Here is a 16,194-nt window from a genome sequence, read left to right as displayed (position 1 = left end):
GCCGGGACGACGTGGATAGATATGTGTCCGCCATCTCGCAGCGCATTTGCGCCCGAGGTTTGCAAAATCATTCGCCCAGAAGAAGAGGGCGCAGGGAATGCCGGGTGCTTGCTGCACCCGCGGTCTCGTGTGCAAATAGCGCAAAGAGAACGCACACGAGCATACAGGTACAGTCGGAGCAGCCCGGCATTCCCTGCGCAGTGGTTTGACGGCTTATACCGCGCTCTCCCCGGAGACGAATTCCTTTTGCCTCCGTCGCCGGCGGATTGATGGATTGTCGAAACCCGGTTGGGTCGACTTTTCCTCCGCCAGCTTGACACCAGCAACGGGTGCCAGGACCACACGGCTTTGCCGTACGCTTCAGCGCCAGTCGTCCGCACGTTGTGTTCGCTCACGGACCAAGGCCCGCCCTGCGAACACCACCACGCGCCCAACGCTGCCGCGTCCACCGCGTCCCGCCCCAACGTTCGTGACGATGGCCAACGCCCCTCTACCGGGACGGGATGGCGGGAGTTGTAGGGGTGATTTGGGTCTCGCGCGAAGAAGTATATTTTTTCAATCGAGACTGGACGGGGCAAATCACGTTGAAGTCGCTACGGAAAATCGATTTGCCGCGCATCGGCCATTTTGCCCGACGGGCAGAACAAGAGGCCGTAACGTCGGTCGCTGGCACTAGCTCGACGACCTCCAAATGGGTTGCGCGAATGCGCGAGCTACCAGCGGCCGAGCACTTGTGCCGCGGATCTGATATCCTGCGCCGCGAGGGCTGGCCATACTCTCCTTCAGATACGCGTTAGGGCATCTTGATGTGTTGCATGCGCAGCAATTGAACCAGACGATTATCGTTCGCTTATCGCGGGAGCGATCATGAACAAGGGTCTTTTGGTGGCGATTCTTGTGGCTCTCACCGGTACAGCGGCGGCTGCGCAGGCTCCCACCAGAGACGCGCTCATCGCCCGCGCGAAATCATTCGAACTCGATACGCCCTATGTGCCACCGCCAGGCGACCCCTTGACGCATCATGCCGCCGGATATGCGAAGGTCATGTGCTCAGCGGTATTCATGACCGGCCTTGCGCCCGATTTCGCGGCCAAAAATGTCGGGTTTTTCACGGCGCCCTACGGACAGCGCGCGAAGCTCGGCAAGCCGGTCATCGATCGCGCCAACAAGGCGGTCCACGTCACGCTTCCTAACGGCGTGACCCGGACGGCCAAACATCTCGGGAGCCAGGGTTGCGTCACGTTCCCGATCGGCAAGAGCGCCATGAATTTCAAGCCGGTCGCCGTCGAGAGCCGATTGCCCGATCCCGCGACCCAACCGTGGCCCATGGGCGACATGCTGCCGCAGGATCCGTTGCCGACGGAGATCGACGCCGAGAAACTCAAGGCTGCCGTGAATGCCGCGTTCCAGCCGGCCGAAGGATTGACCGCGGCGTTCGTTGTGACGTGGAGAGGCCGTCTCATTGCCGAGCGCTACGCGGAAGGTGTCACGGCGCAAACACCGCTCGAAAGCTGGTCCATGGGCAAGAGCGTTACGGCAACGCTCCTTGGCATTCTGGTCAAAGACGGCGTCTATAACTTGGAGCAGCCGGCGCCGATCCCTGAATGGCAAACCCCCGGCGACCCGCGCGCCAAAATACGCATTGCAGATCTCCTTCACATGTCGAGCGGGCTCCGGATCAGGGCGCCCCAAGACCCGGATCATGATCCAACGGGGCCTTACCCGGATCACGTCTATCTTTATACCGGCGGCATCGATTCCTTTCACTACGCGGCAACACGGCCATTGCAATGGCCTCCCAACACGGTCGGACGCTATCGCAACACCGATCCGGTCCTGATCAACTATCTGATCCGGCTCGGTGTCGAAAAAAGCGGCGGCGAATATCTCGCATTTCCTCAAAGAGTGCTGTTCGACAAGCTCGGCATCCGTACCATGGTGATCGAAACTGATCCGTTCGGAAATTTTCTGGGGCAAGGTTACGAGGTGGGCTCCGGGCGCGATTGGGCGCGGCTTGGCAATCTCTATCTTCAGGGGGGCGTTTGGAACGGTGAGCGCATTCTCCCAGAGGGTTACACCACATTCGTCAGCACGCTTGCGCCCGCCTGGGCCGCGGACAATCGGCCGATCTATGGCGCTTTTTTCTGGCTCAACGGCGACGGGCAATATCCAGTCCCGCGCGATGCCTATTACATGGCGGGCGCTGGCGGGCAGACCACGCTGGTCATTCCCTCGCACGATCTCGTCGTCGTGCGTCTCGCGCACTCTCGGGGCGAATCTTACCCCGCTTCAGGCTTCAGCAAGGCGCTCGCGCTGTTGATCGAGGCGGTGCCAAAAGCACAAAAGGCCCGAGCCCAATAGTTTGACAGCAGAGGGCCAACGGACAAGCGAGGAAAGTAAAAATACTGGAAATCGTGTGAACGAGGCTATCGGTCCAGTTGGGAAATGAGACATGCCAATCATGCTGCGCTTTGCGTTCTCCCCGTCGGGCATGAACTCACATCCAGAAAGATCACAGTCGTTAACAGGCAGGATCGCAGTTCTATCGCATTTCAGAAAGCCGAAATCCAAGAGTGGGGGCTGATCATTACAGCCGCAAAATATCAGGGTTGAGCAACCGGTATTCGACATCGCATAATCTCCAGATCAGCCGGAGGGAACACCAATGCAATTGCGGGTCTTTGGGCGCACGGGAATGCGGCTCTCGGTGCTGGGCTTCGGCTGCGGCGCGGTGGGCGGTTTGATGGTACGCGGCGATGCTGCCGATCAGGAGCGGACCGTCGCACGCGCGATTGCCGCCGGCGTCAACTACTTCGACACTGCGGTGCTGTACGGCGATGGCGAGTCGGAAAAGAACCTTGGCCGCGTTTTGCAAAAGTTGAAGCCGGCCGAAGTGGTCGTCGGCACCAAGGTTCGCGTGCCGGCCAGCGAGGTCGGCCGCATTTATGATGCCGTCAGGATGTCGCTCGAAGGCAGTCTGGCGCGGCTGCGGCTTGACCGGGTCGACATTCTTCATTTGCACAATCCGATTACCGGGAACGGAGGCGGATCGGCGCTGAGCGTCCGGCAGGTGCTCGACGAACTGGTGCCGGCGTTCGAGCGCCTGCGTCAGCAGGGGAAGATTCGTTTCCTCGGGATGACGGCAATCGGCGACACGGCCGCACTGCATCAGGTGATCGATATCAGCGTGTTCGACAGCGCGCAGGTCGTCTACAACATGCTCAATCCGTCTGCGGCCTGCGAATTGCCGGCGCGCTATCCGGCGCAGGATTATGGACGGCTGTTCGACTACACCGAGGCCGCCGGCGTTGGCGTCGTTGGTATCCGCGTGCTGGCCGGCGGCGCATTGTCGGGCTCGGCCGAGCGTCATCCGATCGCGGGGCCGGCGCCCGAGCCGATCGGGTCGGCGATGAGTTACGACGCCGATATCGATCGCGCGCGCCGCCTGATGCCGCTGATAGAGGAGGGCTTCGCCGCCAGCCTGACCGAAGCCGCCACGCGGTTTGCGCTGTCTCACCCGGCGATGGGCACGATCCTGGTCGGCATGGCGACGCCGCAACAGTTCGAGGACGCGCTCACTGCGGCCGAAAAAGGCCCGCTGCCGCAAGCCGCGCTCGACCGGCTGTCAGAGTTGAGGCAGGCGTTCTCCGGCGAGGCACGATGATCGGGCGGATTCACCGACGGCGCAGGCTGGAACTGGCAGGCGCACGCAATCTGAGCGAGCCGGAGGAAATCGATCCCGCGCATCTTCCCGCCGTGCTGGAAGGGCTTACGCAAGCCAAGCGCCGCCAATTCGCAACCGATACAGAGGTCGAAGCCGCGTTTCGCCGCTTCGGGCAGTGAAGCTCCATTTCACACCGATGATCCGGGGTCCACTTGCGCATGGGTCCCGGCTCTGCGGAGCAGCGTACCGGACGATGCTTCGCATCGCCCGGGGGACGCTGCACCGCGTCCAGGACACGCATTTAGAACGTCACCACGATCTTGCCGAGGTGCTTGTTCGCTTCCATGTGCTCGAATGCCGTACCGATCTCCGCGAACGGATAGACCTTGTCGATCGGCAATTGCAGTTTTCGGGATTCCACCGCACCCCAGATGTCTTTCCGGACCTCGTCAAAAATCTCGCGGACTTCCTCGATGGTGCGGGTGCGGAAGGTGACGCCGATATAGTTGATGCGGCGGGCGGCATGCAGGTCGAAATTGAAATCGGCGTGGGTGCCGCCGAGCCGGCCGACATTGACGATGCGGCCCTTGACCTTCGTTGCGGCGAGATTCTGGTTCGCGACCTTGCCCGAAACCTGGTCGACGATCAGGTCGACGCCTTCGCCATTGGTTGCCTTCAGCACCTGGTCGACCCAGCCGGGATCGCTGGAGTCGATCGCGAGATCGGCGCCGAACTCCTTGAGCCGCCCGCGGCGCATCGCATCCGTCGACGAGCCGATCACGAGTTTTGCGCCCTTGAATTTTGCGATCTGCATCGCCATCAGCCCGACGCCGGAACTGGCGCCCTGGATCAGCACGGACTGTCCCGGCTGCAGCGCGCCGTTGGTCACCACCGCATTGTGCATGGTGGCGAGCGCGACGGGGAGGGTGGCGGCTTCCTCAAAGTTCATGTTCGAGGGCGCGCGGAACAGCCGACCGTGATCGGCCAGCGTGTATTCGGCGAACGCCGCGCCGCCCGAGCCCATGATCTTGTCGCCGACCTTGACGCCCTTGGCATCGGGCCCAAGCTCGACGACTTCACCCGCCCATTCCATGCCGAGCACAGTGCCGACGCCGCCGGCCGCGCCATGCACATGACCCTTGGTCATGCCGAGATCGGCGCGGTTGAGGCCGCAGGCATGGACCTTGACCAGCACCTGCGTGCCCTTCGGAGAAGGTTTTGCGACGTCGGCGATTTCAGCGCCATTGGCGCCGTAGACATAGGCTTTCATGGGCTCTTCTCTTTGTATTTATATTGGAGGTGCAGGCCGTCTATTCGGCGGCCTGTCCTTATACTGTCGTCAACCGCCTATTCGGCGGCTTGACGCCGGGCGCTCGACATCATGCCTTCGAGCCGGCTCTGGATGATGGCTTCCGCGTCGCGCATGATGCGCGACACCAGTTCGGCGCAGGTCGGAATGTCGTGGATCAGGCCCTGGACCTGGCCGGCCGACCAGATGCCTTCGTCGGCATCGCCGGTAGCATAAACCATCTTGCCGCGGGCGCCGGCGACGAGTTCGCGGACGTCCTCGAACTTCGCGCCTTCCTTCTCCATCGCCACCACCTTGGTCGAGATCGCGTTCCTGGCGACGCGCGAGGTGTTGCGCATGGTACGGAAAATCAATTCGGTCTCGCGCTCGTCGTTGGCGACGATGCGCTCCTTCACGAGCTGATGAATCGGGCTTTCCTTGGTGCACATGAAGCGCGTGCCCATGTTGATGCCCTCGGCGCCGAGCGCGAGGGCCGCGACGAGGCCGCGGCCGTCACCGAAGCCGCCGGAGGCGATCATCGGAATCTTGATCTTGTCGGCGGCGGCCGGGATCAGGATCAGGCCGGGCGTGTCGTCCTCGCCGGGATGGCCGGCGCATTCAAAACCGTCGATCGACAGCGCATCGACGCCCATCCGCTCCGCCGACAGCCCGTGACGGACGCTGGTGCATTTGTGGATGATCTTGATGCCGTGCTTCTTGAATTCGGTGACGTGTTCCTGCGGCTTGTTGCCGGCAGTCTCCACGATCTTGATACCGGCCTCGATGATGGCCTGGCGATACTCGGCATATGGCGGCGGTTTGATCGCCGGAAGAATGGTGAGATTGACGCCGAACGGCTTGTCGGTCATGTCGCGGCAGCGCGCGATTTCGCGTGTGAGATCTTCCGGCGTCGGCTGCGTCAGCGCGGTGATCAGCCCGAGCGCGCCGGCATTGGCGACGGCGGCGACGAGCTCGGCGCGGCCGACCCATTGCATGCCGCCCTGAACGATCGGGTGCTCAACGCCAACGAGCTCGGTGAATCGCGTCTTGATCATATCTGCCCTCTGTTTCCATGAGCATTTTCCAATTGGAAAATGCTCTTTCCTGTCATTTTCGCCCGCAGGTCGCCCGCGCACGTCTTTTGTGAGATTTCGAGGCGCAGGATGCCGTCGCCCCCCGCAAAAGTCTACCGGGCAGGGCAGGGATCAGGGCAACGCAATCATGCAAAAGCGGGGCTTTTGTTTCCGCCGGGCGGACATTTCCGCATCGTGTCCGGCCTTTCCGGGATTACCCGATAAGAGCCAGCATGCTGCGGACCCATGGCAGACGTGCCGTCCGTCCTAGGAATGCCAGCTTTCGGTCGAGGCCAACGCCGTCTGACCGCCGATCTCGTCAGCTCGCCAGCACCGGACCGAGTGTCCATCGGGACGCGTTTCAAGCGATGGCCCAGGCTGGCGATGACACACGGCCTCGGCGTAAAGACAGCGCGGACTGAACGCACATCCGTCCGGCGGACTTAGCGGATTGGGAAGCTCGCCCTTTGTCGTCGCGAGCGGTGCGCGACGTAGCGGATCGGGAATGGCGGCGATAAGGGTTCGCGTATACGGGTGCGCCGGCCGTTCGAAGATTTCACGCCAGTCGCCTGTCTCCACAATACGGCCGAGATACATGACGGCGACCCTGTCGCTCATGTGCTCGACAACGCCGAGGTCGTGGCTGATCATAATGTAGGAGAGGCCGAGGGTTTCCTTCAATTCCAACAGCAGATTGATGATTTGGGCACGGATGGAAACATCCAGCGCCGATACAGGTTCGTCACAGATCACAATCCTGGGATTGAGGATCAGCGCGCGAGCGATGCCGATGCGCTGACGCTGGCCGCCCGAGAATTCATGCGGGTAGCGGCCAGCCTGTTCGGGCCGCAGGCCCACATGCCTGAGCATCGCCGCAACGCGTCCATCGATCTCGCTTTCGGCCGTCACGCCATGCAGGCGCAGCGGGGCTTCAAGCGTGCGACGAACGGTCTGGCGTGGATTGAGCGAGGCGTAGGGATCCTGAAACACCATCTGTACGATGCGGGCCAGTGCCTTTCGATCGCCCGATGGCCGGCCCGTCACGACCTGCCCGTCCAGCACGATGCGGCCGCGCGTCGGCATCTGCAGACCAAGTATCGAAAGTGCGACAGTCGACTTGCCACAACCGGATTCGCCGACGAGACCGAGGCATTCACCGCGCTTCAGTTCGAGATTGACGCCGTCGACCGCACGTAACAGCCGCCGGCCGCCGCCCAGCAAGCCACCACCGACCGGAAAATGGACCGCGAGATCCTCCACGCTGAGGATGACATCATCGCCAGGGCTCCCCGCAGGCTCATGCATGGTGATGGCACCTGACTAGTCCGCCTGCACCGAGCAATGTCATCTCCGGCGCGGTTGTCCGGCAAATGTCGGTCGCCCGCGCGCAACGCGGATTGAATCGGCAACCGTCCGGGAAATCCGCGATCGCCGGTACGACGCCCGCGATCTCCCTGAGCCGCGTCCGGCCAAGTGCAGCTCTACTCCCCAGCCGCGGCAGCGAGTCGACCAGGCCTTGCGTATAGGGATGTGCGGGTACGCGGAAGATATCGGCCGAGCCGCGCTCCTCGACAATGCGACCGGCATACATGACGGCGACGCGGCGGCAGACGTTGGCGACCAGGCCCAGATCGTGGCTGATCATCAAAATAGCCGTGCCTCTCTCGGCGCATAAATTCCGCATCAGCTCGATGATTTCCGCCTGCACCGTCACGTCGAGCGCGGTTGTCGGCTCGTCGGCGATCAGAAGATCCGGCCCGGATGCAAGTGCGATGGCGATCATCACGCGTTGACGCATGCCGCCCGAAAGCTGGTGCGGGTAATCCTTCACCCGTCGCTCGGGGGCGGGGACGCGGACGCTCGCCAGCGCCTCGACGGCCAGCTGATTGGCTTCCCGCCAGTTCTTGCCCTTGTGCAGCACGAACATCTCCGCGATCTGCCGGCCAACAGGCGAGACCGGATTGAGCGCCGTCATCGGCTCCTGGAAGATCATGGCGATGCGATTGCCGCGCAGCGCGCGTTGCTCGGCCGCCGGAAGTCCCTGGATCTCCCGGCCCTCAAATCGGATGGCGCCGGCGCCGATCGAAAGCGGCTGGCGCAACAGGCCGATCAAGGCGAGCGCTGTAATACTCTTGCCGCAGCCGGATTCGCCGACAAGGCCGAATGTCTCGCCACGATCGATACAAAATGAAACGCCCTCGACCGCCGCAACATGGCTCGATCCGTCATTGAGATCGATGCACAGATCCTTGACTTCGATCAGGGGAGGGCCCGTCATGTGCGCCGGCTCCGCGACTGTGGATCGAGAATATCACGCAAGCCGTCGCCGAGCAGGTTGAGGCCGAGCACCGTCAAGAATATGGCGAGGCCGGGGAAAATCGAGAGCCACGGCGCCGTTGTGATCTGGTCGCGGGCCTCTGACAGCATGCTGCCCCAGCTTGGAAAAGGCGGGCGGATTCCGAGGCCAAGGAACGAAAGGGCGGCTTCGGCCAATACCGCGCCGCCCATGCCCAGCGTGCCGATGACAATGATCGGTCCCAGCATGTTCGGCAGCAGCTGCGTGATCATGATGCGCAGATCGCCGTAGCCGAGCACTCTTGCCGCCTGTACGTAGCCCTGGCTCTTGAGCGACAGCGTCGACGCCCGTGCTATCCGGCAAGTGAAGGACCAGTTGGTCAACCCGAGCGCGATGAGCAGGCTGGTCAGGCCGGGTCCAAGGACCGCCATGATGGCAAGCGCGAAGATCAGCGAGGGGATCGCGAGCATCAGATTGGTCAACCCATTGACGAAGTCGTCCCACCAGCCGCCCCAATAGCCCGCGGTCAAGCCCAGCGTCACGCCGATGACGCTATTGACGAGCTGCGAGACGATGCCGACCGTCAGCGAGATGCGCGCGCCGTACACGACGCGGGAGTAAATGTCGCGGCCCTGCGCGTCGGTGCCGAACCACCACATCCAGCTCGGTGGCTCTTCGGCATTCATGAGGTTGGCATCCATGACGGGGTCCGTATGCGCCAACCAGGGCGCGAGCAGGCCGACGAAGATCGCAAGCGCGAACAACGCCCCGCCGATGATGAGACTGGTTCCGAGCTTCATCGCGGCCGCCCCGCCCCGGCAGACGGTACAGTCAATCGCGCACAGGCGTGATAGAGCCGGCCGGCGCTCATGCGTATCTGATCCTGGGATCGATCACGCCATAGAGTACGTCAATCAATAAATTGATCGCGAGAAAGAACAGCACCACAACGAAAATAGAGCCTTGGACGGCAGGAATGTCGCGCTGCAGGACGCTGTCGACGAGCAGCGAACCGATGCCCGGCCAGGAGAACAATTTCTCGACCACGACTGCCTGCCCCATCAACGCGCCGAATTGCAGGCCGATCGTCGTGAGAATGATGACGAGAGCATTGCGCATCACATGCCACTTCACGACCCGGGTCTCGCTCATGCCCTTCGAGCGCGCCGTCCGGACAAAATCCGCGGTCATGATCTCGAGAACCGCGGCGCGCGTCGTCCGTGCCAGCAGCGCCATTGGCGAAACACCGAGCGTCACCGCAGGCAGAATCAGATATTTGAGCCCGCCATCGCCATAGCCAAAACTCGGCAGCCAGCCGAGTTTCAACGCAAACAGGTACATCAGCAGCAGCCCGAGCCAGAATTTGGCCATTGAAAGGCCCGACACCGCCACGACCATCGAGATCGTGTCGACGATGCTGCCCGGCTGCAGCGCTGCGACGAAACCGAGCGGCACGCCGATCACAATCGCAAACATCATGGCGGCGAATATCAATTGCACCGTTGGCCACATTCGTCTGGCGATCATGGTCGTGACCGGCTCGCGCGTCCGGAACGACGTCCCCAAATCGCCTGTCGCGAGCTTGGCAATGTAGGCGCCGAAGCGGACGTAGACGGGATCGTCGAGGCCGAGCTGCTTTTTCATGCGCTCCACGACCTGCGGGTCGGCCGGACCTCTTCCGTCATCGCTCATGCTCGATACGACGCTCCCCGGAACGACGCTGAACAGCACAAAGATCACCAGCACGACGGCCAGCACGGTCGGAACGGTTTGCAGGATTCGACGGATCAGGAAGGAGAGCATTGGAACTGTTCCTCCCTCCCTCCGTCATTTTTTGCGATGGAGGGAGGGCGAGAGCACGTGTCACTTCGCGGGCGAGGTCTCATCGACCCAGAGGTCTTCGACGTTTTGATGGGTCAGTTCCGTCGCGTTCAACTGAATCCCTTTGAGCCACGGCTGCACCGCCATGACCGCCTTGTTGTAATTGAAGAACCAGACCGGCGCTTCGTCATAGAGCAGGGCATTGGCCTTTTGCAGCAGTTGGACGCGCTTGGCGGCGTCATCGGTCTGCCCGGCCTCATCGATCATCTTGTCGAAATCCGCGTTCTTGAAGGTCGTGTAGTTGCAGGCTGATTGCGGTGTCGATGAGTAGAAGCATTTCAGCGCCGCCTGGGGATCCGGGCCAGTCGCCATGGAATAGACATAGGCCTGGAAGTCGCCCTTGCGAATGACCTCCGCCAGCACCGCGGTCTCGACCTGCTTGACCTTCACCTTGATGCCCACCCGATCCAGCATCGGGATAATGGCCTCGACGATCGGCAAGCCCCAGCTTTCATTCTGGCTCGTCGTCCATTCGAATTCGAAGCCGGTGGGATAGCCCGCGTCCGCGAGCAACTGCTTCGCCTTCGCGGGATCGAAGGCGTAGGGCTTCATCGTCTTGTCGTAGAGCGGTGAGGTCGAAGTCAGAGGCAGCCAGCTTGTGGCGCGATAGGCCTTGCCTTTGACCAGTTTGCTGATGATCAGATCGGTATCGATCGCATGGTTGATCGCCTGCCGGACTCGCTTGTCGGCGAACGGCTTGAATCCGGGATTCATCCCCATGTGGCGCGTGAAGACCTCGGCGACTTCGACGATGGTGCCCTTGAGGTTGGGGTCGGCCTGATAGGCGACATATTGCGCAGGTCCCAGCACCGAGGTGTCGATTTCCTTGTTGCGGAAGGCGACGTCGCGCGCCGCGGCTTCGCCCATGACCGAGACGATGAGCTTGTCGGCGTACGGCTTGCCGGGCTTGTAGAAGCGGTCCCAGCGCTCCAGAACGATGCGCGATCCCGGCACGTGCTCGACAAACCTGAATGGCCCAAGACCGATAGGCTTCTGGATGAAGCCCTCCTTCGCGCCCTCGTCGGCGGGATAGATCGAAGTTATCGCGGTGAAGAAGTAGAAGCCTGGATCGACTTTCTCGGTCAGCTTCATTTCCAGCGTGAAATCGTCGATCTTCTTCAGGCCGGAGATTTCCTTGGCCTGGCCCTTCTCGACCTCGGCCGCGCCCGCGATCACGCGGACAAACCGCGCGCCGGGATAGGCCTTGGTGCCGTCCATGATGCGAGTGAAGCTCCATATGATGTCGTCGGCGGTCATCCTGCGGCCATGGTGGAAATAAGCGTCGTCGCGCAGCTTGAAGGTATGAACAAGACCTCCGCCCGAGACGGTGACCTCCCTGGCAAGCTCCGGAACCGGCTTGCCCTCAGCGGAGTCCCAGGTGTAGAGCGACCGGTGCAGGGCCTTGGCGTATATCTCGTCCTGGGCGCGCTGTGTCGTATGAATGTCCATGCTGCTGAAACTCGAGCCATAGGGCGCCGTCATGCGAATGGTTCCGCCCTTGCGCGGTGTCTGGGCCTCCGCCGTGGCGGCGAGTGCCAGTCCCAAACCGGCCACGATCGCAATCTTCTTGAGCATCATGTTTTCTCCAACAGTGCAGGAGTATTCCGATCAGCGAGTTGACCACTCGCAGCGTATCAAGCGCAAGAGGTGCCGTCCTGAATTCGTGAAGCCAGGGCTCCGGAAACAAATGACCGTCGTAAGCCTCGGTGCCGGGACCCGCGCCTGTGCCGTCAACCTTGCAGACGCTCGCCGACGCGGTGATTGAATGGGGTCTCACTGCTGCGGTGCATGAGTCTGCTTTTGTGAAGGTTTTCGGATGCCGGCCCCATGACGGTGGTGCCGCGGGCGCGGGGCCGGCGTCCGCAAACCTCCAAGGGAGGAAACCGCGGGAGGGGTACGGGGATGGCGCGGCCTACGCTATGGGGATTTGAGTGCCGCGGATGAGGTGTGTGAATGGAGTCGAGGCGCTCCAGCAGGCCGGTGGACGGTGAAACGGCTGCTGGATGAGGGGCGGGTCGCATCGACCGCAGTGAAGTGTCGGACGATTTGAGACGACGGCTGGATATCTGAGCGCGTTCTACCGTGGCCGGTCGAGAGGCAACTAGTGCGACGATCAGATTTGCGGGGGTGTGACGCGGTCATGAGGTGTCGATCTTGATTGCGGTAGGTGAAGCTGTCGGCCGATGCCGTGGCGTTGCACCGCGCGCGAAGACCTCGATGATGATCATGCGACCGCCGCAGCATGGACAAATCGGCTTGCCGGGATCGGCGGCGGCACCGGTGGGCTCGGCCTGGGAGTTTGAGACGGCGAGCAACTCACGCGCTCGGGCGATGTTGTCGGCGCGCGTGCCGCTGGCCAAAAGGCCGTAGTGGCGGATGCGGTGAAAGCCGTGCGGCAGAACGTGGATGAGGAAGCGGCGGATAAACTCGCCGGTTGGGAGTGTCATGAGCTTCTGGCGATCGCGACCATTGGCACGATAGTCTTTCCACCGGAAGGTGACACCGGTGCGGTCACAGGCGATCAGTCGGCTGTTGGCGATGGCGACGCGATGGGTATAGCGCGACAGATAGGCCAGCACGGCCTGTGGCCCGCCGAACGGGCGCTTGGCATAGACCACCCATTCGGCTCGGCGTAGCGGTGCCAGATACGCCGCGAACGCCCGCGGGTCGGCGAGAGCGGCATGATCGCCGAAGAACTTCAGATGGCCGGTGTTGTGGGCCGCGATCAGCTTCTCCAGGAACAGCCGCCGGAACAGGCGCGAGAGCACGCGGACGGGGAGGAAGAAGCCAGGTCGGCAGGACACCCAGCGCTGGCCGTCGGGCGAGACGCCGCCGCCCGGCACGATCATGTGGACGTGCGGGTGGTGGGTCATGGCTGAACCCCAGGTATGGAGAACCGAGGTGATGCCGACGCGGGCGCCGAGGTGCCTGGGGTCGGCGGCGATCGTGGCCAGGGTCTCGGCCGAGGCCTTGAACAAGAGATCGTAGACCACCGCCTTGTTCTGGTAGGCGATGTCGGCGATGGCTGCCGGCAGCGTGAACACCACATGATAGTACGGCACCGGCAGCAGATCGGCCTCGCGCGCGGCCAGCCAGTCCTTTGCCGCCGCGCCTTGGCACTTCGGGCAGTGCCGATTACGGCAAGAGTTGTACGAGATCTTGGTGTGCGCGCACTTCTCGCAGCGCGCGACATGGCCGCCGAGCGCCGCGGTGCGGCAGTTCTCGATCGCCGACATTACCTTCAACTGGCCAAGGCTCAGATGGCCGGCGTTGGCGCTGCGCCATGCCGGTCCATGATCGCGGAAGATATCCGCGACCTCCAGTGCCGGACGCGGCACGCGAGCCGCGCTTTAGGCCGGTGGCTCGACCCTCTCGATCTTGCGGGCGATATGCTCCAGCGGGCTCATGACTTGTTGGATCGTCTTGGTGGCGACGCGGGTATAGAGCGCCGTGGTGTCGAGCTTGGCGTGCCCGAGCAGCACCTGGATCACCCGGATATCGATGTTCTGCTCAAGCAGATGGGTGGCGAAGCTGTGCCGCAAGGTGTGGAGCGACACGCGCTTGTCGATCTCGGCCCTCTCGGCTGCGGTATGGCAGGCGCGATTGAGCTGGCGCGTAGTCATCGGCTGCACGCGGTCGCGGCCAGGAAACAACCAGCCCTGCGGTCGTGCTGTCTTCCACCAGGCACGCAGCAACTCGAGCAGATGCGGAGACAGCATCACGTAGCGGTCTTTGCGGCTTTTGCCTTGTTCGACGCGGATCACCATGCGCTTGCTGTCGATGTCGCCGATCTTGAGCGAGATCACCTCGGCGGCGCGCAAACCTGCGCCGTAAGCCACACTCAGCGCCGCCTTGTACTTGAGGCCCGGCGCGGCATCCAACAGCCGCGCCACCTCCTCTGGGCTGAGCACGACCGGCAGCTTGCGGGGCTCGTGGAGGAATGTGGTGTGCTCGATGATATCGGAGCGCCTGAGCGTGATCCTGAAGAAGAACCGCAACGCAGCTACGGTATGATTGAGAATCGGGATGTGCGCGCCGTTCGCCGCCAGATGCAGTTGAAAGCGCCGGACGTCCTCGAAGCTCGCCGTGTCGGGCGATCGGCCGAGGAATGCAGCAAAGTCCCTGATGGTGCGGATGTAGCCTTGTTGGGTCTTTGGCGCTAACTTGCGGATCGTCATGTCTTCGATCATGCGCCGCCGTAAAGGGCTCATGGCCTCGTCGGTCATGGGGATGCTCCTGTCTTGAGTGAGGTTGTCGAAACCCCTCGATCTCAAGACAGGACGTCCCGTTGCGCTATCGCCTTGGCTGTGCCTCCCGCCGCAGTGCCCTACCGCGCGAGCGGTTTAGTCCCATGGCTCTTTTCGGAAGTGCGGCGGTGTCCGGCTTGTGGCCGCCATGCGCGCCAAAGCGGACATCGGCCGACCAGTCCGAATGAATGGGTTCACGCCATGGGTTTCAGAGAGCGAATAGCGCGCTCCTGCATTTCATTCGCTCGTCTCGCCGTGCAGTTCCGCTTTGAAGCCATCAGTATTTTCAAAATTCACCGTCACCTTGTCGCCGTCGAAGGTCAACGACCAGGTCTGGATTTCTCCGCGTCCCAGGATCCGCCGCTCCATCGCAAAGGTGCGTTCGTTGACCCAGCGTCCCTTGGCGGCGTTTATCCCGTAAAGCGCGGGAGGACTCTTGCGGTAGCGGCCATCAAGCCCGACCAGTCCTGTGAACCGGTCGGTGGGCCGCTCCGCCTTGCCGGTGTGGGTCGTGATTACCCATGATGAATCCGAATCGAGAAAATTCAACGTGAAATCCTTCACGCGCAGGACGTTGTCAGAAAACTGATACGTCTTTCCCGAAATTGTCTTGACCAGTTCCGGCATACCGCCGACAGCGGACGGCTTTTCTGTCGCGGCGAGGTGTATCGCGTTGGTCAGCAACGTCGCCGCAATGGCATCGGCGGGCAACGGCTTGTCGGATTTGACCGCTTTGGAAATGTCTTCGATCAGCCCGGAGGTCGAATAGAATTCAGTGTCCCGCAGGACACCGGTCATGACGGCGACGATATCCAGTTTCGGAATGATCAGGATCAGCTGTGAATGACGGCCGCGCGCCATGTAAGTTCCCTTGTCGGGAAGCGACCACCACAGATTTGCATATTGAAATCCGTTGGTCGCGGAAATCTTGCCCTCTTTCGACCGTTCGACCCATGAGGAGGGAATAATCTGCTTTCCCTCCCACATTCCGTTGCGAAGGTAGAGATAGCCAATTCTCGCCATGTCATGCGGTGAAAGGAAAAGTCCGGCTTCGCCAATCGTGACGCCCTGCGCATCGACGGCTCCCCATTTGGCGCTCTTGATGCCAAGCGGTTCGAACAGCTCCTTCTTTGCGAAATCGAATGCGTTCTGCCCGGACTTCTTGTTGATCAGCGCGGACAGCAGATAGGGGTTGCCGCCATTGTAATTGAACTTGGCGCCGGGCGCGCCAACCATCGGCTGGTTGAGCACGAAGGCCGTACGGTCGGGGCTTTTGTACATCCGCATGAGCGTCTCGTCGGGGGTGTAAAACCGCTCCACCCACTCGATGCCCGAGGTCATGTCGAGAAGGCTCTGAACCGTCATCGCCTTTTTTCGGTCGTCGACATTCTGAATTTCCTTGTCGGAAAACAGATCAATGACCGGATGGTCGACGCTATCAAGACTGCCCTTTTGCAGCTGGATCGCGGTCAGCGTGCCAACCACGCTCTTGGTCACCGATCTCAAATCGTGGCTGATGCCGGCGACGTAGGGAGCGTAGTAGGCTTCAGCCACGATCTTTCCATGCCGGATGATCATGAGGCTGTCTTGCTTGTAGGTGCCGACGGTCTCTATCAGCCGGGCAAGGCTGGCTGAGTCCATGCCTTGCTCCTCAGGGGTCGAAACGGGCCACGATTTGGTAGGCCAGACTTCCTGCAGATCCTGACCGTCGGTCGCGCCAATTGCCGCATTGTATCCAGCAGCGC

13 protein-coding genes are annotated in these 16,194 nt (G+C 61.9%); 3 read left to right on the top strand and 10 right to left on the bottom strand.

What is annotated here, in order from left to right; translation table 11 throughout:
- Window positions 1–867: 867 nt before the first annotated feature.
- The 3 genes from IVB05_RS26770 to IVB05_RS26760 all read left to right on the top strand — a co-directional run bounded on the left by IVB05_RS26770 (window position 868) and on the right by IVB05_RS26760 (window position 3,843).
- Window positions 868–2,361 (top strand): serine hydrolase, encoded by a 1,494-nt coding sequence (locus tag IVB05_RS26770; RefSeq protein WP_247778967.1) that lies wholly within the window; start codon window positions 868–870, stop codon window positions 2,359–2,361.
- A 304-nt stretch (window positions 2,362–2,665) separates the two neighbouring features.
- Window positions 2,666–3,664 (top strand): aldo/keto reductase, encoded by a 999-nt coding sequence (locus tag IVB05_RS26765; protein WP_247778966.1) that lies wholly within the window; start codon window positions 2,666–2,668, stop codon window positions 3,662–3,664.
- Complete coding sequence (locus tag IVB05_RS26760; RefSeq protein WP_247778965.1) at window positions 3,661–3,843, top strand: hypothetical protein; 183 nt, start codon at window positions 3,661–3,663, stop codon at window positions 3,841–3,843. The genes IVB05_RS26765 and IVB05_RS26760 overlap by 4 nt, the downstream gene beginning before the upstream one ends.
- 122 nt (window positions 3,844–3,965) lie before the next feature.
- On the opposite strand, the gene IVB05_RS26755 is transcribed toward IVB05_RS26760, so the two are convergent.
- The 10 genes from IVB05_RS26755 to IVB05_RS26710 form a co-directional block, all read right to left on the bottom strand.
- Window positions 3,966–4,934: a zinc-binding dehydrogenase gene (locus IVB05_RS26755; protein ID WP_247778964.1), complete on the bottom strand. Its 969-nt coding sequence runs from the start codon at window positions 4,932–4,934 to the stop codon at window positions 3,966–3,968.
- A gap of 77 nt (window positions 4,935–5,011) precedes the next feature.
- Window positions 5,012–6,007 carry a nitronate monooxygenase family protein gene (locus tag IVB05_RS26750; protein WP_247778963.1) on the bottom strand — a complete coding sequence of 332 codons (996 nt, stop codon included), beginning with the start codon at window positions 6,005–6,007 and terminating at the stop codon, window positions 5,012–5,014.
- Window positions 6,008–6,292: 285 nt separating this feature from the next.
- Window positions 6,293–7,330: an oligopeptide/dipeptide ABC transporter ATP-binding protein gene (locus tag IVB05_RS26745; protein ID WP_247778962.1), complete on the bottom strand. Its 1,038-nt coding sequence runs from the start codon at window positions 7,328–7,330 to the stop codon at window positions 6,293–6,295.
- On the bottom strand, window positions 7,323–8,303 hold the full coding sequence (locus IVB05_RS26740; RefSeq protein ID WP_247778961.1) for an ABC transporter ATP-binding protein: 981 nt from the start codon (window positions 8,301–8,303) through the stop codon (window positions 7,323–7,325). Before IVB05_RS26740 ends, IVB05_RS26745 begins: the two co-directional genes overlap by 8 nt.
- On the bottom strand, window positions 8,300–9,121 hold the full coding sequence (locus IVB05_RS26735; protein ID WP_247778960.1) for an ABC transporter permease: 822 nt from the start codon (window positions 9,119–9,121) through the stop codon (window positions 8,300–8,302). Before IVB05_RS26735 ends, IVB05_RS26740 begins: the two co-directional genes overlap by 4 nt.
- 67 nt (window positions 9,122–9,188) lie before the next feature.
- A complete protein-coding gene (locus IVB05_RS26730; protein ID WP_247778959.1) occupies window positions 9,189–10,124 on the bottom strand; it encodes an ABC transporter permease in 936 nt (311 codons plus the stop codon).
- A 60-nt stretch (window positions 10,125–10,184) separates the two neighbouring features.
- Window positions 10,185–11,777: an ABC transporter substrate-binding protein gene (locus tag IVB05_RS26725; RefSeq protein ID WP_247786955.1), complete on the bottom strand. Its 1,593-nt coding sequence runs from the start codon at window positions 11,775–11,777 to the stop codon at window positions 10,185–10,187.
- 563 nt (window positions 11,778–12,340) lie between these two features.
- Window positions 12,341–13,540 carry an IS91 family transposase gene (locus IVB05_RS26720; RefSeq protein WP_247778958.1) on the bottom strand — a complete coding sequence of 400 codons (1,200 nt, stop codon included), beginning with the start codon at window positions 13,538–13,540 and terminating at the stop codon, window positions 12,341–12,343.
- A 12-nt stretch (window positions 13,541–13,552) separates the two neighbouring features.
- Window positions 13,553–14,428: a site-specific integrase gene (locus IVB05_RS26715; RefSeq protein ID WP_247778957.1), complete on the bottom strand. Its 876-nt coding sequence runs from the start codon at window positions 14,426–14,428 to the stop codon at window positions 13,553–13,555.
- Window positions 14,429–14,686: 258 nt separating this feature from the next.
- Window positions 14,687–16,090 carry a serine hydrolase gene (locus IVB05_RS26710; RefSeq protein ID WP_247778956.1) on the bottom strand — a complete coding sequence of 468 codons (1,404 nt, stop codon included), beginning with the start codon at window positions 16,088–16,090 and terminating at the stop codon, window positions 14,687–14,689.
- Between the last annotated feature and the right edge of the window lie 104 nt (window positions 16,091–16,194).

It is taken from the genome of Bradyrhizobium sp. 170, from assembly GCF_023101085.1.
In the GTDB taxonomy this organism is placed as follows: Bacteria; Pseudomonadota; Alphaproteobacteria; order Rhizobiales; family Xanthobacteraceae; genus Bradyrhizobium.
The sequence above is the reverse complement of the archived record's forward strand: the minus strand, read 5'-3'. Positions and strand labels throughout refer to the sequence as shown.